Source organism: Variovorax paradoxus (assembly GCF_040544635.1).
Taxonomy (GTDB): domain Bacteria; phylum Pseudomonadota; class Gammaproteobacteria; order Burkholderiales; family Burkholderiaceae_C; genus Variovorax; species Variovorax paradoxus_R.
In genome coordinates this window covers 107,989-128,368 of sequence record NZ_JBEPKJ010000001.1, presented here as the reverse complement: position 1 = coordinate 128,368, position 20,380 = coordinate 107,989, and the positions used below count along the sequence as shown (strand labels likewise).

The window sequence follows — 20,380 nt, the reverse complement described above, 5'->3', positions numbered from 1 at the left end:
AAAAACCCCGTGGGAACGCCGGTTATGCCACCTGCATCCGCTCTGCGAAGCGCTCGCTGCGAAACCGCTCCAGCACGAAGTCGATGAACACCCGCGTCTTCGCGGGCAGCAGCTTCTTGCTCGGGTAGTAGAGCCAGACCGCGCCTGCATCAAAATGCCAGTCGGGCAGCAGGCGCACCAGCTCGCCGCTGCGGAGCCCGCGTTCGACGAAAGGCATCGGCAGCATGGCCACGCCGAGGCCCATCAGCGCGGCATGGGCGATGGCTTCCGGGTCGTTGAAGATCGCGCGCGGCCGGGGCAGCTCCACGGTGGTCTGGTCGCCCTTGGCATGCTGCAGTGTCCAGCTGCGCAGCCGGCCCGTGGGCGACGAGCGGCGCAGCAGCGCATCGAACTGCGCCAGCTCCACCGGATGCAGGGGCGGCGCGCGGCCCGCCAGGTAGCCCGGCGCCGCCACCGCCACCACATGAATGCGCGCCAGCTCTCGCGCCACCATGCCGGGCGACAACTCGATGCCGCCGCCAATGGCCGCGTCGAAGCCCTCGCCCACCAGGTCCACCTGGTGGTTGTCGAAGTGCCAGTCGGGCAGGATCGACGGGTAACGCGCAAGAAAGTCGCCCATCATGGGCAATACATGCTCGCGGCCGAACGCCTGGCCCATGCTCACCTTGAGCGTTCCGGCGGGCTGGCCGTCGTCCTTCGAAATATCGGCCACCGCGTCTTTCAGTGTCGCAAGTGCCCCGCCGATCTGCCCCAGAAAGCGCTCGCCGCCCTCCGTCAACGTCAAGCGGCGCGTGCTGCGCTGGAACAGCCGAACGCCCAGCCGGGCCTCGAGCCGGGCGACGTTCTTGCTGACCGCCGCGGGCGTGAGCCCGAGCCGCCGGGCGGCGGCCGAGAAGCTGCCGCTTTCCGCACTCTGGACAAAAGACTCGAGGTGATTGAGCGGTTCCATGCGTTCATTTTCAACCATTGGTTGAATTTGATTGCACCAATTGATGACTACCGGAGAGGTAATGAAATCTTCACACTGAAGGCTTTCCACCTCACAACCGATAGGAAACCACATGGCCTCCACCCGACAAAACTCTCCCGCGCTGACCGGCAAAGTCGCTTTCGTGACCGGCGGTTCGCGCGGCATCGGCGCCGCCATCGTGCGCCGCCTGGTGCAGGACGGCGCCGCCGTCGCCTTCAGCTACGCGAGCTCCGGCGCCCCGGCCGACGAACTCGCACGCACCATCGAAGCCGAAGGCGGCCGCGCGCTCGCGCTGAAGATCGACAGCGCCGACGCCGCCGCGCTCACCGCCGGCATCGACGAAGCGGCCCGCACGCTCGGCAAGATCGACATCCTGGTGAACAACGCCGGCGTATTCCTCGGCGGCAGCCTCGACGACTTCTCGCTCGAGGACTTCGACAAGACGCTCGACGTCAACGTGCGCGCCGTGTTCGTCGCGGCCAAGGCGGCCTCGCGACACATGGGCGAAGGCGGCCGCATCATCAACATCGGCAGCACCAACGCCGAGCGCATGCCCTGGCCCGGCGGCAGCGCCTATGCCATGAGCAAGTCGGCGCTGAAGGGGCTGGTGCAGGGCCTCGCGCGAGATCTCGGCCCGCGCGGCATCACGGTCAACAACGTGCAGCCGGGCCCGGTCAACACCGACATGAACCCGGTCGACGGCCCGAACGCCGCCGCGATGCACGGCTTGATGGCCCTGGCCCGCCATGCGCGTCCCGAAGAAATCGCCGGCATGGTGGCGTACCTGGCCAGCCCCGAAGCAGCTTTTGTCACGGGCGCCAGCCTCAACATCGACGGCGGCTTTGCGGCCTGATGGCTACCCGGCGCGCTGGACGGCGGCAATGAGCTTGTCCAGCGTGGCATCGAGGCGGGCGAGCTCGTCGGCATCGATGCCCTCGAACAGCGCGGCCTCGCGTTGCCGGCCCAGCGTGCCGACGGTTTCGTGCAGCGCCTTGCCTGACGCCGTGAGATAGAGCCGGCTGCGGCGCCTGTCCGTGGGGTCGTCATGGCGCTGCATGCGCTTGTGGCGTTTCAATCCGGCCAGCGCGCGGCTTACCGCCATCTTGTCCAGGCCGGTGAGCTCGGCGATCTGCGTGGCCGTGAGTCCCGGTTGCGCACCGAGCACCGCCATCGCCCGCCATTCGTTGAGCGTGAGGTGGTGCTCGCGGCCGACCTTTTCGTGAAAGGGCCGCGCCGTGAGGTTGACCACCCGCACCAGCTTGAAGAACAGCGGGTCCATGGCGCGCCGGCTCAGTCCAGCAGTTTTCTCGCAGCGGCCGCAACGGCTTCGGCGCCGATGCGCGACTGCGCCTCCAGCACCGGCGCATAGCCGACCGGAATGCGCGGCGCACCGAGCCGCGCTACCCGGCATCCCGTGGCCTCGGCGGCGCTGGCTGCGATCTCGGCGCCGAAGCCCGCCACCTGCACCGCCTCGTGCACCACCAGCAGCCGCTGGGTGCGCGCACACGAGGCAAGCACCGTCTCGCGGTCCCAGGGCCAGAGCGTGCGCAGGTCGATCAGGTCGACCGCAATGCCTTCCGCCGCCAGCACATCGCAAGCCGCAGCGCACGCCTGCATCTGCTTGCTCCAGCTCACGAGCGTGAGCGCGTTGCCTTCGCGCACGCGCCGCGCCTTGCCGAGCGGCACGGCCAGGTCGTCGTTCACTTCGCCGCGCAGGCCCCACAGCGTCTTGTGCTCGATGTAGACCACCGGGTCGCCGCACTGCAGCGCGGCACGCAGCAGGCTGTAGTTGTCCTGCGGCGTCGAGGGGCTCGCCACCACCACGCCCGGCAGGTGCGCGAACCAGGCTTCGAGCGACTGCGAATGCTGCGCCGCCGATGCATCCCAGATGCCGCCCGGCATGCGCGCCACCAGCGGCACGCGGCCCTGCCCACCGAACATGAAGCGGTTCTTGGCGGCCTGGTTCACCAACTCGTCCATGCCGCAAAGCGCGAAGTCGACCACGCGCATCTCGACCACCGGGCGCAGGCCCGCGAGCGCCATGCCCACGCCGGCGCCCATGATCGCCGCCTCGCTGATCGGCGTGTCGATCACGCGTTCGGCGCCGAAGGTCTGCTGCAGGCCCTTGTACTGGCCGAAGATGCCGCCGCGGCCCACGTCTTCGCCGAGCACCACCACGCGTGCATCGGCTTCCATCTCGCGCTGGATCGCGAGCACGGCGGCTTCGGCGTAGCTGAGTTCTTTCGTCATCAATGCCATTGCCCCGCTCCGACGGTCTGCACGTCGGTGAAAGCGGCACTGGCGTCGGGCCAAGGCGCGGCATCGGCCACGGCCAGGGCGGTGTCCACCTCGTCGCGCGCCGCATTCTCTATCGCGTCGAGCGTGGCCGCGCTCACGCCCTGCGAGAGCAGATGTCCGCGTGCCCGCGCGATCGGATCCGTTTCGAGCGCGGCGGCCAGTTCGGCGGCGTCGCGGTACGCCGCGAGGTCGACCGACACATGCCCCTTCACGCGGTAGGTCAGTGCATGCAGCAGGCGCGGCCCGCCGCCGCTGCGCACTTCGCGCACCAGCCGTGCGGCGGTTTCGTACACCGCGAACACATCGTTGCCGTCGACCTGCGTGGCCGCGATGTCCATCGATGCGGCGCGTGCCGACGCGCCTTCACCGGCCGTCATCGGCCCGCTCGCGGTGGTGGCGCTCCAGCGGTTGTCCTCGCAGACGAAGAGCACCGGCAGGTCGTACACGCGTGCCCAGTTCAGCGCCTCGAGAAACGGCCCGCGGTTGATTGCCCCGTCGCCGAAAAAGCAGACCGTGATGTCACCGGTTTTCTGGAGCACCTTTTGCGCATGCGCCGCGCCCACGGCAATCGGCAGCCCCGCCGCCACCACGCCGTTGGCGCCCAGCATGCCGACCGAAAAGTCCGCGATGTGCATCGAGCCGCCCTTGCCGCCGTTGAAGCCGGTTGCCTTGCCGAACAGCTCGCACATCATGCGGGCCAGGTCCGCGCCCTTGGCCAGCGTGTGGCCGTGGCCGCGGTGCGTGGAGGTGAGGTAGTCGGTCGCCCGCAAATGAGCACACACGCCCGCCGGCACCGCCTCCTGGCCGGTCGAAAGGTGCAGCGGCCCGCGCACCTTGGCGGAACCGGCGGCCTGCTGGCCATAGGCGCTCACGCCGCCCTGGCTGGCCGTTTCGGCGGCGTTTTCGAAGGCGCGGATGCGCACCATGGTGCGGTACAGCGCCTCGCCGGCGCGGTTTGAATTGCTCGAATCCATCTTGTCTCCAACGCTCGTGAAGCGGGCGCTTTGGCAAAAATCGTATCAAGCGTGACGACATGGCCTCACAGTGCTTACCCCTGCTGCCCTTTCGCCGGGTTGGCTTGAGAATGATTCTCAAGTGCATCGGTAGAATGGTGCCCCCTCCGCACGATTCTTTTCCGGGTACTGCACGCTTTGGTCGATGCAGTGCCCGCCCCCTGCTTTCCCATGCACAAGCTTTTTCTGGCAACGCCTCTCGCGCTCGCGGGAACCTTCTCTCACGCACAAACCCCTGATTCCGCCCCCGATGCGCGCGGGCAACTCAACACCATCACGGTGGAATCGAGCGCAGCCGCCGGGTTCGTCGCCAATACCGTGGAGGCCGGCACATTCCGCGGCGCCAACATCATGGACGTGCCCGCGACGGTCAACACCGTCACGCGCGACGTGCTGGAGCTGCAGGGTGCGGCCAGCATCTATGAGGCGCTGCGCAACACGGCCGGCGTAACACGCCAGCAGAACGGCGGCGACACCTTCGACCAGCTCGTGATCCGCGGCATCGCGGTCGAGAACCGCACGAACTACCGGCTCAACGGCTCGCTCGCAATTCCCAACATCTCCGAGATTCCCATGGAGAACAGGGAGCGTGTGGAGGTGCTGAAGGGCGCATCTGCGCTCTACTACGGTTTCACCACGCCGGCGGGCATCGTCAACCTCGTCACCAAGCGCGCCGGCAGCACGCCCGTGAGCACCGTGGGTCTCACGCTCGACGACCGCGGCTCGGCGCAGGCGCTGGTCGATCTCGGGCGCCAGTTCGGCGACCAGAAGCAGTACGGCGTGCGAATCAACGCGGCCGGCGGGCGCATCGGCTCCAACATCGACGACCTGGACGGCAACCGCAGGTTCGTGTCGGCCGCGTTCGACTGGCGCGTCAACAGCCGGCTCACGCTCAAGGCCGACATCGAGAACTACCGCAAGCGCATCACGGAACAGGCCGGCATCACCCGGCTCGCGGCCGTCAATGGCGTGATCGCGCTGCCCGCCCTGCCCAACCCGGACAAACTGCTCGGGCCGCCGTGGGCGGTGTTCGATGCCGAGGTCACCAACACGCAACTGCGCGCCGACTATTCGCTCAGCGACAACTGGGCGCTCACCGTGGAAGCCGGCCACTCCGACGCCGAACGTGACCGCAGGCTTGCAAGCTTCAGCAACTACAACGTGCGGACCGGTGCCGGCCGCATCACCGGCAACGACCAGAGCCTGAAGCAGACCTCAGACCTGTTGCGCACCGAACTGTTCGGTACCTTCTCGACCGGCAGCGTGCAGCATGAACTCACGCTCGGCGCCGCGCGCACCAAGAAAACACAGAACCCGATCTTCCAGCGCAACTACGGCGGCGCAAGCACCGCGCAGAACCTGTACAACCCGGTTCCCATCGGTTACTTGCCGCTGACGGCGCGCCCGACCCGGCCCACCACCGGCGCCCAGGAGAGCGAGGAGCTGGGCCTTTACGCGCTCGACCGCATCACTTTCTCGCCGCAGTGGCAGCTGGTGGTCGGCGTGCGCCGCACCCACTACGAGAGCACGCAGGGCGCCAGCGCCACGATCCCGTCGATTGCATACGACGTGCGCAAGACCACGCCGCTTGCTGCGCTGAGCTACAAGTTCACCCCCGCGCTGGTGGGCTATGTCTCCTATGCGCAAGGCGTCGAAGAAGGTGAGATCGCACCCGCCGGCACCGCCAACCAGAACGCCCACATGCCGCCCGGCGTGAGCAAGCAGAAGGAAATCGGCCTGCGCTGGCTCACCGATGGCGGCATGCTGCTGTCGGGCGCCTTGTTCGACATCGAACGCCCCGGCGCCTATACCAACAGCGCCAACACCTTCGTGGCCGACGGGCGCCAGCGCTATCGCGGGCTCGAAGTTTCGGCGCAGGGCCGCCTGACGCGCGAGCTCGCCTGGCAACTGTCGGCCCAGTCGCTCGACGCCGAGTTCCGCGGCATCAACGCGCAATACAACGGGAAGATGCCCGAGAACACGGCCAGGCAAACGGCCGGCGCTTTTCTCTCATACGACATTGCCGCCGTGCCGGGCCTCTCGATCAACGGCGGGGCGTACTACACCGGGCGCCGCCCGGTGGACGACCTGAACCAGGCCTTCATCGGCGGCAACACCATCTTCGGCCTGGGCGCACGCTACGTCACGCAGCTGTTCGGCAAGCGCACCCTGTGGCAGGTGAATGTCGACAACGTGGCCGACAAACGCTACTGGGCGGCGGCCGGCACGCGGCTTGCGGTCGGCGCACCGCGCAGCGTCAAGGCGACGCTCAAGATCGACCTCTGAAACGAACGACGACGCAGCCGCACCTCCCTGGCGGCTCTTTTTTACTTTTTGCTTTTATCTCCATGGCTCTCCTGAGGCGCGTCTGGTTCCAGATCCACTGGTTCATCGGCATTACCGCCGGATCGGTGCTCGTGCTCATCGGGTTGACCGGCGCAGTACTTTCCTTTCGCGCCGAGATCGTCGACGCGATCAACCCCGAGCTGCGCCACGTCTCCAACCCGGCCGGCGCGGCGGCGCTGCAGCCCGCGGCGCTGATGGAACATCTGCAAGCGGCGCACCCGACCCGCCGGATCGCCGCGCTCACGGTGTTCGCCGAGCCCGGGCGGCCCGCGCGCGTCAATTTCGCGCCACCGGAAGGCCAGCGCCAGGCAGAGGTGCGGCTGGTCGATCCCTGGACCGCCGAGCTGTTGCCCGAACCGAAGGGCGATGCCTTCTTCGAGTTCGTCGAGCACCTGCATCGCTGGCTGCTGCTGCCTCGCGATGCGGGCAAGCCTGTCACGGGGACCTTGGCCGTGGGGCTGCTGATTCTTGCGCTGTCGGGCCTCTACCTGCGCTGGCCGCGCCGGCCGCTCGCCTGGCGGGCCTGGTTGAAGCTGGACTTCGCGCTCACCGGCCGCGCGTTCCTCTGGAACCTGCATGCCGTGTTCGGCACCGTCGCGTTGCTCGCGTACCTGGCCTCGAGCCTGACGGGCATTTACTGGGCCTTCGATGCCGTGCGCTCGACGGTCGACAACGCCGCCGGCGAAGGCCGCATGGTTCGCACGCAACGCATGCAGAACGGCAGCGCGCCACCCGCCCAGGCCGCGGCAGCGCCCAGGCCCGACCTGCAGCGGGTGTGGCAATCGTTCCTCGAAGAAACCGGCGGCGATTGGAGCCAGGCCACGCTGCGCTTGCCGGCGCGCAATGCATCGCAGGTCGAAGCGACCTACCTGCGCACCCAGCCCGAGCACGAGCGCGCACGCAATCGCCTCTATCTCGATGCGGTCACCGGCGAAGCCACGCGGCATGAGCGCTATGCGGAAAAGCCGCTGGCCGGCCGGCTGGTCAACAGCATCTATCCGATGCACATGGGCACCTACTGGGGCTTGCCGGGCCGCATCGTGATGCTGCTCAGCAGCCTGGGGCTGGCGCTGTTCGCGATCACGGGGTGGATGCTCTACCTTGGGCGCCGGCGCACCAAGCGGGCCATGCGCGACGAGCGCGCGCGGCTGAACCCCGCGCTGCAACCGGCCGGGCCGGGCGCCGAACAAGTGCTGCTCACCTTTGCGAGCCAGACGGGCCAGGCGGAACGCATCGCGCTGCAGACGGCGGCGGTTCTGCAATCGGCCGGCATTGCAGTGGTGCTGCAGCCGCTGGTCCGACTGAGCGTGGACGCACTGCGGCACTACCGCAAGGTGCTGCTGGTGGCCAGCACCTTCGGCGACGGCGATCCGCCGGACAGCCTGCGCGCCTTTGCGCGCCAGTTCGCGCGGCAAACCGGGTCCGGCCTGCAGCATGTGCATTACGGCCTGCTCGCACTGGGCGACAGGCACTACGCCAACTTCTGCGGCTTCGGCCGGGCACTGGACCACAATCTGCGCGGCCATGGCGCCCAAGCGCTGTTTCCGATGATCGAGGTGAACAACGGCGATGCCGGCGCCATCGCACAGTGGCAACAGTCGTTGGCCCACGCGTTCGAAGTGCAGTCCGGCGCATGGCAAGCGCACGAACCGAAGGTGGCGCCCTTCGAGCCCTGGCGTCTTGCGCGCCGGACTTTGCTCAACGCGGGTAGCCAAGGCGATCCGCTCTTCGAGCTCGAGCTCACCCGCCCCGGCGCTGCCGCCTGGGTACCCGGCGCTGCCGCCTGGGTACCCGGCGCGCTCGTCGAGCTGCTGCCGCGTCAGCCCGGCCATGCCGTCGAACTGTTCCTGCGCCGCACCGGGCTCGACGGGCATACGCTCGTACAGTGGGGCGGGCATGAGCGCGCGCTCGAAGATGCCGTGGCTCGCAGCATGCTTCCCGCCGCGCCGGTTCCGGCTGCAACCGCGCAGGCGTTGGCGGACACGCTGCAGCCGCTGGCGCCGCGACGCTACTCGGTCGCATCGACCACGGCCGAAGGCTGCGTGCAATTGCTGGTGCGCCAGGCCCGCCACGGAAGCGAATGGGTGTCGCGTCGGGCTGGCTGACCGCCTGGGCGCCCGCGGATGCATCGGTCGAGCTTCGTCTGCTGCCCAATCCGGGCTTTGCGCTCGTCGATGACGAGGCGCCCTGCATCTTCATCGGCAACGGCTCCGGTTTTGCCGGCCTGCGCGCGCACCTTCGCGAGCGCGTGCGGCGAGGGCACAGGCGCAACTGGCTGATATTCGGCGAGCGGCAGGCCGCGCACGACGCCTTCTGCGCCGCTGAAGTTGCGCAATGGCAAGCGGCCGAGGCGCTGGAGCGCGCCGACCTGGTGTTCTCTCGCGACCAGGTGCGGCGCCTGTATGTGCAAGTCCGGCTGCGCGAGGCGGCCGACGTGCTGCGCCAATGGGTCGCCGCCCATGCCGTGATCTATGTCTGCGGCAGCCTCGAAGGCATGGCGCCGGGTGTCGACGAGGCGTTGCGCGACGTGCTGGGTTTGCCGGTGTTCGACAACCTGGTTGCACAGGGCCGCTACCGGCGCGATGTCTATTGAGCCGCCGCCGCCGCGTCTTGCAGGCACTGCGCAAACCGCCCGACGATGGGTGGACTGGCCCGCGGCTTGCGTTGAAGAAGACCCACTTCCCGATAGAACGTGAGCTCGCCGAGCGAGAGCATGCGAACGCCGGCAGGAAGGGGAAGGTGGGCCTCCACCAGCGGCACGAGTGCAACGCCCAGCCCCTTGGACGTCATGTGGATGAGGCCGGGTATCTCGTCGACTTCGATGGAATCCTTGACCGAAATACCTTCACGCCGGAGAAATCTTTCCACCATGCGTCCGCCGAATGACGCGCGGTCGTAGCGCAGGAACGGCTGCTCCTGGATGAGCGCGCGCCAATCTTTTCCCGGCATCTTCTTGGGCGCGATGAGCACGTACGGTTCGTGCACCAGCGACTGCCACGTCAGATCCGGAAGGATTCCGAAAGGGGGCCGGATGATCACCGCCGCATCGATCTTGCCGGCGTCCAGGTCGTCCATCAGCCGCATCGAGACGCCGGGCGAAACGTGGACGCGCAGCAGCGGAAGCTCGTTGCGCAGCTTGGCAAGCGCACGCGCCACCAGTGTCGATTGGGTCGAGGCGATTGCGCCGATCCGCAGCAGCCCGCCACGGGCCGCGTCGTCCGGAAGCTCGCCGAGCTTTGCATAGAGGGCGCAGATCTCCTCCGCGCGCGCCAGCGTCGTTTCGCCGGCTGCATTCAAGTTGGCCGACCGCCCCGTTCTGTCGAAGAGCTCGAAACCCAGGGCTTCCTCGAGCCGCTTGATCTGGCTGCTGACGGCCGATTGCGTCAGGCCGATCCGCTCTCCCGCCGCGGCGAAGGTGCCATGGCGGCAGACGGTGATGAAAGTTCTGAGCTCGTTGATCATGACCCGAGCATCTCAAGAATCGATGCCTGGATCAATGACTCATCACGCCTGGTCATGCATGCGGGGCCGCACTATCGCGCTTCGTACGCTTCCATCGGCTTGTCGGTGGGGTTGGTCCAGGCGGCTTTCGTCAAGGCGCTCGCCGGCAGGCCGACCTTCGAGTTGTGAGGCGGAATAGGCTGCATGAACCACTTGTCATAGATTCGCGCAGCCTCTCCGCTCCTGGCCAACGACATCACGCTTTGGTCGACGAGCTTCTTGAACGCGTCGTCGCCCTTCGGAAGCATGATCGCAATCGGCTCGACGCTGAGCACCTGGTCGAGCAGCTTGTACTGCGCCGGCTCCCTGCTCTTGGAAATCAGCGTGGCAAGGATCTGCCCGTCGGCCGCGAAGCCGTCCACCCGACCCGACTCGAGCAGCAGGAAGCCCTCGCTGTTGTCCTTGGCCAGCATTTCCGAAATTTCGCCTGCACCATCGCGCTTGAGCTTTCTCAGCAGCTGGACGGACGTGGTGCCCGTTGTCGCGGCCACGGCCTTGCCGGCGAACTGCGCCGGAGACACGATGCCGGAGGCCGCCTTGACGGCGATGCGAACGCCTTCGACGTAGAGCGTAGGCGCGAACGCCACATCTTTCTGGCGCGCCGCGTTGTTGGTCGTGGTGCCGCACTCGATGTCGACCGTTCCGTTCTGCACCAGGGGAATGCGGTTCTGCGGCGTGACCAGCTGGTACTTCACGTTGATTTTTTCGAGCTGCAGCGCCTTCCTGATGTCTGCAATGACACGCTCGCAGACCTCGACATGAAAGCCCGTATAGCTGCCCGGCCCGAGCGTGAAGGACATGGCGCCCGAAGCGTCGCGCACGCCCATGGTGATGGCGCCGGACTCCTTGATCTTCTTCAAGGTATCGGTTTGCGCGGAAGCATTCCCGAACGACAGCAGGAGCGCCGCCGCAGTGGCGCCGGCGACAAGAAATTGTGTTTTCACGCGAGCGCTTTCAGACGGCGAACAGCGAGTCGAGATTCGTGAACGACTTCATCTCGATGGCATTGCCCGATGGGTCGAGAAAGAACATCGTCGCCTGTTCGCCCGGCTCGCCCTTGAAGCGGATGTAGGGCTCGATCACGAATTTGGTTTGCCGCGCGACGAGCTTGTCGGCCATCGCCTGCCATTTGTCCATTGGAAGAATGGCGCCGAAATGGCGCACCGGCACGTCGTGGCCGTCTACCGCGCTGCTGGCCTTGTGGCCGCATTCATCGGGTGCGAGGTGCGCCACGATCTGGTGGCCGTAGAAATCGAAGTCGACCCACTCGGGCGCGCTGCGGCCCTCCGGGCAACCCAGCAGCTCGCCGTAGAAGGCGCGGGCTTCGGCGATGTCACGCACGGGAAAAGCCAGGTGAAAAGGAATTCTTGTGAAGGGAGCATTCATGGCGGCAGTTGTATCGATGGGTTGAGGATGCGCAAACTTTAAGCAGTGAATCTCATAACCGAAAACGATATATTTTCTTGCTGAGCATCAATTATTTCGATGAGTCGAAATGCTTTGCCGCGCATGGCAGCGGCTTGCACTTTGAAACCAGCGCTCGGGAATTCCCGGATGCCCATCGCTCCACCGCAATGGGATAGTTAGTTCGCCCTTCAAACTAACTAATTTCTTACACGGCCTTTTTGCCGGGCACCACCATCACAGGAGACATCGATGCAACTCAAGCACACCCTGGCCGCCATGGCCTTTGGCCTCACGGCAGTGAGCGCACTGGCCCAGACCGTGGTCGGCGTGAGCTGGTCCAACTTCCAGGAAGAGCGCTGGAAGACCGACGAGGCTGCCATCAAGGCGCAACTCGAGAAGCTCGGCGCCAAGTACATCAGCGCCGACGCGGGCGGCTCGCCTGAAAAGCAGCTGGGCGACATCGAGGGGCTGATGTCGAAGGGCGCCAAGGCGCTCATCGTGCTTGCGATGGACAAGGACGCGATTCTTCCCGCCATCACCAAGGCCACGCGCCAGAAGGTGCCCGTGGTGGCGTATGACCGGTTGATCGAGGCGCCCGGTGTTTTCTACATCACCTTCGACAACGTCGAGGTCGGCCGCATGGAGGCGCGCGAGGTCTTCAAGGTCAAGCCCAAGGGCAACTACGTGATCATCAAGGGCTCGCCGAGCGACCCGAACGCCGACTTCCTGCGCGCGGGCCAGCAAGAGGTGCTGGACGCCGCCGTGAAGAAGGGCGACATCAAGATCGTCGGCGACGAATACACCGAAGGCTGGAAGCCCGAGGTGGCCCAAAAGAACATGGAGCAGATCCTCACCAAGGTCGGCAACAAGGTCGACGCGGTGGTGGCGGCCAACGACGGCACGGCCGGCGGCGCGGTGGCCGCACTCACGGCCAAGGGCCTGCGCGGCATCCCGGTGTCCGGCCAGGACGCGGACTTTGCGGCGCTCAACCGCATTGCGCTGGGCACGCAGACCGCCACCATCTTCAAGGACTCGCGCGAGCTCGGCCGCGAAGCCGCCAGCGCCGCCATTGCGCTGTCGCAAGGCAAGCCGGTCGAGAAGGCCGCGCCCTGGAACTCCGGGCCGAAGAAGATCTCGCTGTCGTCGCGCCTGCTCACGCCGGTGCCGGTCACGCGGGACAACCTCGACGTGGTGGTGAAGGCCGGCTGGATCAAGAAGGACGAGCTCTGCAAGGGCGTTCCGGCGGCCAGCGCGCCCGCGGCCTGCAAGTAACAACAGCAGCAACAACGACGGCTGCGAGCACAACCGCTCGCTGTTGATCCGCGCAGCACTGCGCCGGCCGGCCCGCGGGCCCGGCCGGAGAGCCGCCGCGCACCCGTACCTTCGAGAGGGCAAAAAAATGAGCAACCAAACACCAGGCTGGTGGCGGCGCACCGGCGTCGACCTGCGGCTGCTGTTGATGAGCGTGCTGCTGATCGCGATGGGCGTGGTCTTCAACGTGATGTCCGGCGGCGTGTTTCTTTCGCCCGAGAACCTCTACAACGTGGCGCAGCAGACGGCCGTGGTGGGCATCGTGTCGACGGTGATGGTGCTGGTCATCGTCGCGCGCCACATTGATCTCTCAGTCGGTTCGGTCATGGGCTTCGTCGGCGTGCTGATCGCCTACCTGCAATACACCTCGGGCTGGTCGTGGCCCACGGCCTGCCTGGCGGGCCTTGCGGTGGCGCTGCTGGTGTCCATCTACCAGGGCTGGCTCACGGCCATGCTGGGCGTACCCTCGTTCGTGGTCACGCTGGGCGGCCTGATGTCGTTTCGCGGCGCGGCCTTCCTGGTGGCCGACGGCAAGACACAGCCGGTGAACGACGAGTTCTTTCAGAGGCTCGGCGGAGGCTACGACGGCGGCATTGGCACCACGGCAACCTGGGCCATCGCTGCTTTCGTGGCACTGGTGCTGTTCGCCCGCATGCTGCAGAAGCGCCGCGCCCGCGCCCATCATGAAATGCCCAACGAGCCGCTGTGGATGGAGGTGCTGCTGACGGCGGTGCCCGCAGCTGTGGTGTTCGTCTTCGCGGCGGTGATGAACAACTACCAGATCGCCTCGAAGGACGAGCCGCAGGGGCTTCCGATCCCGGTGCTGATCTGGGCCGTGGTGGCCATCGTGCTGTCGTTCATCGTGCACCGCACGCGGTTCGGCCGCTACGTTTTCGCGATGGGCGGCAACCCCGATGCGGCGGCGCTGGTGGGCATTCCGGTAAAGCGGGTCACGCTGATGCTGTTCGCGTTGCTCGCGGTGCTGGTCACGGTGGCGGCCATCGTGTCGATTGCACGCCTCAATGCCGGCACCAACTCGCTGGGCACCGGCATGGAGCTGTACGTGATTGCGGCGGCCGTCATCGGCGGCACCGCACTCGCGGGCGGCACCGGCTCCATCTTCGGCTCGGTGCTGGGCGCGCTCATCATGCAGTCGCTCGACAGCGGCATGCTGCTGCTCGACGTGCCCATCGGCAAGCGCATGGTGATCATCGGGCAGGTGCTGATCGTGGCGGTAGTGTTCGACGTGCTGTATCGGCGCAAGTTTGGGGAGAACTAGATGAACGCGCGTTGTTCACGGCCTGGTTCGCGGCGCGCACCCGCCGACGGGGTACCTTTCTCCGCGAATGTCCTCCGGCCTGCGGCCTCCCCCTTTATTTCGCTGCGCAAGGCACCCCGCCAGCGGGTGCGTTGCACAGAGCAGTGGTTGATCAGCGGAACACCAGCAGGGTGTCCCGGTGCACAGGGCATCGGGTGCTCCCCGCAGCGAAATAAAGGAGGAGGGCGAAGCCCGGGGGACATTCGCGGAGGGGAGTACCCGGTGGCCTGTGCACGCGCCCTGAACAACAGCGCCCAACCCGCGAAAGCAAAGTCTCAGCAACACGGCGCACTGCGAAAGAAATTCAAATGACCACAGCGGAGACATCAAAGCCATTGGTCGAACTGCGCGACATCCGCAAAGCCTTCGGCGGCGTGAAGGCCGTAGACGGCGTGAGCGTGAACCTCTATCCCGGCGAAGTGGTCGCGGTGCTCGGCCACAACGGCGCCGGCAAGTCCACGCTCATGAAGATGCTCGCGGGCGCCTACCCGATCGATTCGGGCGATACGCTGATTGCGGGCGAAAAGGTCCACATCCGCACGCCCGCCGAGGCGCAGGCGCAGGGCATCGAGACCATCTACCAGACGCTCGCGCTGGCCGACAACCTCGACTCCGTGTCCAACCTCTTTCTCGGCCGCGAGAAGATGACGCGCTGGAACACGCTCGACGATCATTTCATGGAAGTGCAGGCGCGCAAGGTGTTCCAGCGCCTCAACAAGAACTTCACCAACATCCGCATTCCGGTGCGCAGGCTTTCGGGCGGCCAGCGGCAGGTGGTGGCGATTTCGCGCGCGTTGTACTTCAACGCGCGCATTCTCATCATGGACGAGCCCTGCGCCGCCCTCGGCCCCGAAGAAACCGCGATGGTCGGCGGGCTCGTGAAGCAGCTCAAGTCCGACGGCGTCGGCATCTTCCTGATTACGCACGACATGCCCGATGTGTTCTCGCTGAGCGACCGGGTTGCCGTCATGAAGAACGGCAAGCTCGTCGGCACCTACCGCACCGCGGACGTCACCGAAGACGAAGTGCTCGGCATGATCATCGCCGGCAAGCGCCCCGAAGGAAAAGAGCAGGCGCACAGGTGAACGTGGTCTCGGTTCATGCGCCTGGGGTTGGTTCATGACCATCGGCGACCAGCAACTGCTCAAGCGAATGAACCGCAGCGCACTGCTGCGCTTGCTGCGCGCGCGGCCCGGCTTGTCGCGGGCGCGGTTGGCGAGCGAAAGCGGCCTTACCAAATCGACCGTGAGCCTGCTGGTGCGCGAGCTGCTCGACGAGGGCTGGCTCAGCGAGGCAGGCGCCACAGTTGCCGACGGATTGGGACGGCCTTCGACGCCGCTGCAGATCAACGTCGGCGTGCGCGCATTGATGGGCGTCGAGATTGCTGTCGAAACGGTGCGCCTCGTTTGCGTTTCCCTGCAGGGCGAGGTGCTCCATGCCGACACGCATGCGCTGGCCGACGGCACGCCCGCGGGCGTTTGCGCGCAGGTCGCGCGCATGGCCGCGGCGGCGCATGTGCAGTTGAAAAGCCTGGGACTGCGCCTGTCCAGCATCGGCGTTGGCGTGCCAGGCGCGGTGGACGATTGCACCGGGGTGGTCCGCTTTGCACCCAACCTCGGCTGGCGCAATGTGAGCCTGTTGCCTGCGCTCGAAAAAGCCTTTGCTGCTGCGGGCCTGCCGGGCGTTACCGTGCAACTGCAGAACGATGCCGATGCGGGTGCGCTCGGCGAATACGAATTCTTCGGCAGCGAAGGCGGAGACCCTTTGATCTTCGTCAGTTGCGACGTGGGCGTGGGTGCCGGCGTGGTGCTGAACGACCGCCTCTTCACCGGCGCGCAGGGCATGGCGGGCGAGATCGGCCACACCATCCTGCAGATCGACGGACCGCTGTGCTCGTGCGGCCGCCGCGGCTGCGCCGAAGCCTTCTTCGGTTCGCACGCGCTGGAGCGCGAGGAGCCCGGCATGGCGCACGCGGCCGCTTTCCTCGGTGTGCTGCTGCAGAACCTGTGGGTGACCTTCGATCCGCGTGCCATCGTGCTCGGCGGCAAATCGTGCACCAACCATCCCGGCCTGTTGCAAGCAGCCTTCGAGGTGGTCAAGCACCAAGCCGACGCGGCCGGCATGCCCGCGCCCGATCTGCGCCTTGCGCGCTACGGCGAGCTTGCGGCTGCTGTCGGTGCTGCGGCGCTGGCGCTGCATGAATACCTGCGGCCGCTCCAGCCCGATGCGCGCACGCGCCGTGCCCGTGCCGCGCGCGCAGACCGAGTACCTTCGAACTAAAAGACTCTCTTCAAAGCGGCATCGCCACCGCCATTGCACGGCCACATGCGCAAACCGCCTACGCGCGTCGCCGCGGCCTTGGCCTAGGTTCTTGACTTCGCAGTCTCCAAGAACCCAGAAACAACCAGGAGCTTCGTGCCATGCCCGATGCCACCGCGCGCCTTCGTGCGCCTTCTTCCACGCTGCTGACCGTCACCGCCGTGGTCATCGGCCTTGCGGGTCTGGCCCTGGGTGCGGCGGGCGCGTGGCTGGTGGTGCTCGGCGGCTCCTGGTATTACCTTGCCGCGGGGCTCGGGCTCATCCTTGCCGCGGTGCTGTTGCCGCGCGGCGGCGGTGCAGGCCTGTGGGCCTATGCGCTCGTGGTGGCTTTCACATTGGCGTGGGCCTTGTGGGAGGTGGGGCTCGATTGGTGGCCGCTGGCGGCGCGCGGCGATGTGTTCTTCGTGATCGGCGTGTTCCTGCTCACACCCTGGGTGGCTCGCGCGCTCGTGCGCCGCAACGCCGCGGGCGTGGCGCCTGCTCGCGGTTTTCTCGGTGTGGTGCTGCTGGCCTTCCTGCTCGCCGCGGTGGTCTCGTGGACCCGCGATCCGACCCGCGTGGAAGGCACCGTGCCAGCACCCACGACACCCACGGCACCTGTCGCCGCTGCCGCAGGCGCAGCACCGGCGAGCCCGGCGCCTCCGAAGGAAGACTGGACCGCCTATGGCGGCAACGGCATGGGCCAGCGCTATTCGGCACTCGACCAGATCACCCCGGGCAACGTCGGCCAGCTTCAGGAAGCGTGGCACTTTCGCACCGGCGACGTACGCGGACAAAGCGGAGACCCCGAGGAGACGACCTTCGAGGTCACGCCCTTGAAGATCGGCGACAGGCTTTTTCTTTGCACGCCGCACCAGTCGGTGGTGGCGCTGAACGCGACCACCGGCGAGCAGCTCTGGCGCTACACGCCCGAGATACGGCGCCCGCTGGCATTGCAGCACCTGACCTGCCGCGGCCTTTCGTATGACCCGGGCAGCGCGGTCCGCCCCGCGGTTGCTTCCGCTGCTTCACCTGCTGCGCCCGCGGCGCCCGCAACTCCCGCTTCGCCGGCACCCGCCGCGGGCGGCGATTGCGATGCCAAGCTCTTCATGCCCACCGCCGACGGCCGCGTCATCGCGCTCAACCCCGAAAGCGGCAAGCCCTGTATGCGCTTCGGCGGCGGCACCGGCCAGATCGACCTCTGGAAGAACATGCCCAACGTGAGGCCCGGCGCCTACTACTCGACCTCGCCCGTGGTGGTGACGCGCTCGCTCATCATCGTCGGCGGCACGGTGCTGGACAACGTCTCGACCAAGGAGACCTCGGGCGTGATCCGCGCCTTCGACATCGACACCGGCGCGCTGGTGTGGAACTGGGACTCGGGCAACCCGGAGGAAACAGCGCCCATCGCGGCCGACCGCACGTACACGGCGAACTCGCCGAACAGCTGGTCGATCTCCAGCGTCGACGAAGCGCTGGGCATGGTCTACGTGCCCACCGGCAACCAGCCGCCCGACCAGTGGGGCGGAAAGCGCACCGAAGGGGCCGAGCGCTACTCGTCCTCGGTGGTGGCGCTCGACCTTGCCACCGGCCGCGTGCGCTGGAGTTTCCAGACCGTGCACCACGACCTGTGGGACTACGACGTGCCCTCGCAACCCAGCCTTGTCGACCTGCGCATTGGCAACGAAACGGTGCCCGCGCTGGTGCAGCCCACCAAGCAGGGCGAGCTGTTCGTGCTCGACCGCCGCGACGGCAAGCCCGTCACCAAGGTTCACGAGCGGCCCGCGCCGCAGGGCGCAGCCGAAGGCGACCACACCTCGCTGACGCAGCCCGTGTCGGAGCTGTCTTTCGATCCGCCCCCGCTCACGCCGGCCGACATGTGGGGCGGCACCGTGTTCGACCAGCTGGCCTGCCGCATCGCGTTTCACCGGCTGCGCTATGAAGGCCGCTACACACCGCCGTCGACCGAAGGCTCGCTGATCTACCCGGGCAACTTCGGGGTCTTCAACTGGGGCGGTATCGCGGTCGATCCCGAGCGGCAGCTGGCCTTCACCACGCCGGCCTCGCTGGCCTTCGTGTCCAAGCTCATTCCGCGCAAGGACGACACCTCGCTTTACGTGCAGGGCAAGAGCCGCCCCAACGACAGCCTGCCCGCGCTCAACGAGAACTTCGGCGCGCCGTTCGCGGTGCAGCTCAGCGCCTTCACTTCGGTGTTGGGCCTGCCGTGCCAGGCGCCGCCCTGGGGCCACGTGGCGGGGGCCGACCTGCGTACCGGCAGGGTGGTGTGGAAGCACAAGAACGGCACGGTGCGCGACAGCTCCCCGTTGCCGCTGCCTTTTGCCATGGGCGTGCCCAGCCTCGGCGGCCCAGTCATGACTGCCGGCGGCGTGGCCTTTCTTTCAGGCACGCTCGACTACTACATGCGCGCCTACGACGTTGCCAACGGCAAGGAGCTCTGGCGCAGCCGGCTGCCGGCAGGCGGGCAGGCCACGCCGATGACTTACAGCGGCAGCGACGGGCGCCAGTACGTGGTGGTGGCCGCGGGCGGCCATGGCTCGCTCGGCACGCGCACGGGCGACCATGTCATCGCCTACGCGCTGCCAAAGCGCTGAGCCGCTGAGCGGTCAGTCCGGCGCGGGCGGTGAGCCGTTGCTGTTGTCTTCTTCGCGCCAGCCGCGCAGCCGCCGGTACAGCGTGCCGCGCGACACGCCCAGCTGCCGGGCGGCCTGCGACACGTTGCCGCCTTGCGCCGCGAGCGTTTCCTCGATCAGCTTGCGGCTGTGCTCGCGCAGGGTTTCGCCGTGCGGCGTTTCCGCTTGCATGGAGCCGGAGGCGGCCGGTTCCATGCGGGCGACTGCCGCGGCCGGCTCCAGCGCCGTTGCAGGCTCGATGGGCAGCACCGTCCCGGGCTCGCCCGGTATCGGTATCGCCACCGCATGCCTGAAGTCCGCGCCGTCCGCTGCTTTGAGCCGCGCCTGCACCCAAACCCCGAGGCCGCTCGCCAGGCGCAGCGGCTGCGCGGCTTCGCGCCGTCCCAGCCGCAGCAGGCTCGCCAGATCGTGGCCCAGCATCGATTCGACATCGCGCTCGCAAGCGTCTTCGGGCAAGCGGCCGATCAGCCGCGCACCGGCGCCGTTGAGCCAGGCGACGGTGCCGTCGGGCGCCACGCCGGCCAGCGCTTCCATGGGCGTGCCCAGCAAGGTGGGGCTGGCCTGGAAGCGCAGGATCAGGTGGTCGCGCGACTGCGCCTGCAGCAGCCGGTTCTCGATCGTCGTGGCGTAGAGCGCCACCATCGAGGCTGCATCGAAACCGAAGCGCCGCGCTTCCATCGTGATGTCGAGCACGCCGGCGAGCCGGCCCGCCACGTCGCGGATGGGGGCCGCGGCGCATTGCATCTGCGAGAGCACGTCGAAGTAGTGCTCCGCCCCGTCGACAGTGCAGGCCTGCCCGGTGGTCGCCACGATGCCCGGCGCCGTGGTGCCGACGATGCGCTCTGAAATGTTCACGCCCACGCGCGCGGTCTTGCGCAGCACGGGCTGGTGCGCCCCGGCCGGCTGCTGCGTGACATGCACCACCACGCCTTCGCCGTCCGTCAGGATCACGCGGCAATCGGTGCCCGCGAGCGCGCTTTCCATGCTCGCGAGTTCCTGCCGCGCCACCTCGAGCAGCTCGCGGTTGCGTGCCAGCGTGGCGTGCAGCCGGCTCGGCGTGACCGCATCGAAAGGCACGATGCGCTGCCGGTCGCTGTGGTTTCGGGTGCAGCGCAGCCACGACTGGATCACCGCTTCGCCGACCAGGCCCGAAGGCCGCACGCCCTCCTCGAAGAACTGCTGCCGCGCGAGCGCCACCCGCTGCGCCGGCGTACTGGAAAAGAGTTGGCGCGGCGCGCTGGCCGTGCCCGGCCTTTCGAAAGCCATG

15 protein-coding genes and 1 pseudogene are annotated in these 20,380 nt (G+C 67.3%); 8 read left to right on the top strand and 8 right to left on the bottom strand.

The genetic code is table 11. From position 1 onward, the window contains the following. Positions 1-22: 22 nt before the first annotated feature. Positions 23-949 (bottom strand): LysR family transcriptional regulator, encoded by a 927-nt coding sequence (locus ABIC94_RS00605; protein ID WP_354370609.1) that lies wholly within the window; start codon positions 947-949, stop codon positions 23-25. Between the two features lie 112 nt (positions 950-1,061). On the opposite strand from ABIC94_RS00605, the gene ABIC94_RS00600 reads away from it, so the two are divergent. After that, complete coding sequence (locus ABIC94_RS00600; RefSeq protein ID WP_354370607.1) at positions 1,062-1,823, top strand: SDR family oxidoreductase; 762 nt, start codon at positions 1,062-1,064, stop codon at positions 1,821-1,823. 3 nt (positions 1,824-1,826) lie between these two features. Here the strand turns inward: ABIC94_RS00600 and ABIC94_RS00595 are convergent, their stop codons facing one another. The 3 genes from ABIC94_RS00595 to ABIC94_RS00585 are packed head-to-tail and all read right to left on the bottom strand — an operon-like array spanning position 1,827 to position 4,242. Beyond that, the gene (locus tag ABIC94_RS00595) at positions 1,827-2,249 is read right to left on the bottom strand and encodes a MarR family winged helix-turn-helix transcriptional regulator (protein WP_354370606.1); all 423 of its coding nucleotides are present in this window, start codon (positions 2,247-2,249) and stop codon (positions 1,827-1,829) included. A gap of 11 nt (positions 2,250-2,260) precedes the next feature. Next, positions 2,261-3,229 carry an alpha-ketoacid dehydrogenase subunit beta gene (locus tag ABIC94_RS00590; RefSeq protein ID WP_436317906.1) on the bottom strand — a complete coding sequence of 323 codons (969 nt, stop codon included), beginning with the start codon at positions 3,227-3,229 and terminating at the stop codon, positions 2,261-2,263. Then, positions 3,220-4,242 carry a thiamine pyrophosphate-dependent dehydrogenase E1 component subunit alpha gene (locus ABIC94_RS00585; protein ID WP_354370603.1) on the bottom strand — a complete coding sequence of 341 codons (1,023 nt, stop codon included), beginning with the start codon at positions 4,240-4,242 and terminating at the stop codon, positions 3,220-3,222. Before ABIC94_RS00585 ends, ABIC94_RS00590 begins: the two co-directional genes overlap by 10 nt. A gap of 210 nt (positions 4,243-4,452) precedes the next feature. Here ABIC94_RS00585 and ABIC94_RS00580 point away from each other — a divergent pair, with 210 nt between their 5' ends. Together ABIC94_RS00580 and ABIC94_RS00575 are read left to right on the top strand one after the other, a co-directional pair. Further along, entirely contained in the window at positions 4,453-6,567 is a 2,115-nt protein-coding gene (locus ABIC94_RS00580) for a TonB-dependent siderophore receptor (RefSeq protein ID WP_354370602.1), read from the top strand. Between the two features lie 62 nt (positions 6,568-6,629). Next, a pseudogene (locus ABIC94_RS00575) lies at positions 6,630-9,220 on the top strand (PepSY domain-containing protein). Here the strand turns inward: ABIC94_RS00575 and ABIC94_RS00565 are convergent. From ABIC94_RS00565 to ABIC94_RS00555, 3 genes are all read right to left on the bottom strand, one after another. After that, positions 9,214-10,089, bottom strand: coding sequence for a LysR family transcriptional regulator (locus ABIC94_RS00565; protein WP_354370598.1), 876 nt, complete (start codon positions 10,087-10,089; stop codon positions 9,214-9,216). The pseudogene ABIC94_RS00575 and the gene ABIC94_RS00565 sit on opposite strands and share 7 nt — an antisense overlap. Before the next feature lie 71 nt (positions 10,090-10,160). Beyond that, positions 10,161-11,072, bottom strand: a complete 912-nt coding sequence (locus ABIC94_RS00560) for an amino acid ABC transporter substrate-binding protein (protein ID WP_354370597.1) — start codon at positions 11,070-11,072, stop codon at positions 10,161-10,163. A 10-nt stretch (positions 11,073-11,082) separates the two neighbouring features. Next, positions 11,083-11,514 (bottom strand): VOC family protein, encoded by a 432-nt coding sequence (locus ABIC94_RS00555; protein ID WP_354370596.1) that lies wholly within the window; start codon positions 11,512-11,514, stop codon positions 11,083-11,085. Positions 11,515-11,784: 270 nt separating this feature from the next. On the opposite strand from ABIC94_RS00555, the gene xylF reads away from it, so the two are divergent. The 5 genes from xylF to ABIC94_RS00530 all read left to right on the top strand — a co-directional run bounded on the left by xylF (position 11,785) and on the right by ABIC94_RS00530 (position 19,074). Further along, positions 11,785-12,807, top strand: a complete 1,023-nt coding sequence (gene xylF, locus ABIC94_RS00550) for a D-xylose ABC transporter substrate-binding protein (RefSeq protein ID WP_258502824.1) — start codon at positions 11,785-11,787, stop codon at positions 12,805-12,807. Positions 12,808-12,934: 127 nt separating this feature from the next. After that, the gene (locus ABIC94_RS00545; protein ID WP_354370595.1) at positions 12,935-14,125 is read left to right on the top strand and encodes a sugar ABC transporter permease; all 1,191 of its coding nucleotides are present in this window, start codon (positions 12,935-12,937) and stop codon (positions 14,123-14,125) included. 347 nt (positions 14,126-14,472) lie between these two features. After that, positions 14,473-15,249 (top strand): ATP-binding cassette domain-containing protein, encoded by a 777-nt coding sequence (locus ABIC94_RS00540; protein WP_354370594.1) that lies wholly within the window; start codon positions 14,473-14,475, stop codon positions 15,247-15,249. Positions 15,250-15,283: 34 nt separating this feature from the next. Next, complete coding sequence (locus ABIC94_RS00535; RefSeq protein ID WP_354370593.1) at positions 15,284-16,444, top strand: ROK family transcriptional regulator; 1,161 nt, start codon at positions 15,284-15,286, stop codon at positions 16,442-16,444. Between the two features lie 140 nt (positions 16,445-16,584). After that, positions 16,585-19,074, top strand: a complete 2,490-nt coding sequence (locus tag ABIC94_RS00530) for a membrane-bound PQQ-dependent dehydrogenase, glucose/quinate/shikimate family (protein ID WP_354370591.1) — start codon at positions 16,585-16,587, stop codon at positions 19,072-19,074. A 12-nt stretch (positions 19,075-19,086) separates the two neighbouring features. On the opposite strand, the gene ABIC94_RS00525 is transcribed toward ABIC94_RS00530, so the two are convergent. Beyond that, positions 19,087-20,379 carry a helix-turn-helix domain-containing protein gene (locus ABIC94_RS00525; RefSeq protein ID WP_354370589.1) on the bottom strand — a complete coding sequence of 431 codons (1,293 nt, stop codon included), beginning with the start codon at positions 20,377-20,379 and terminating at the stop codon, positions 19,087-19,089. Between the last annotated feature and the right edge of the window lies 1 nt (position 20,380).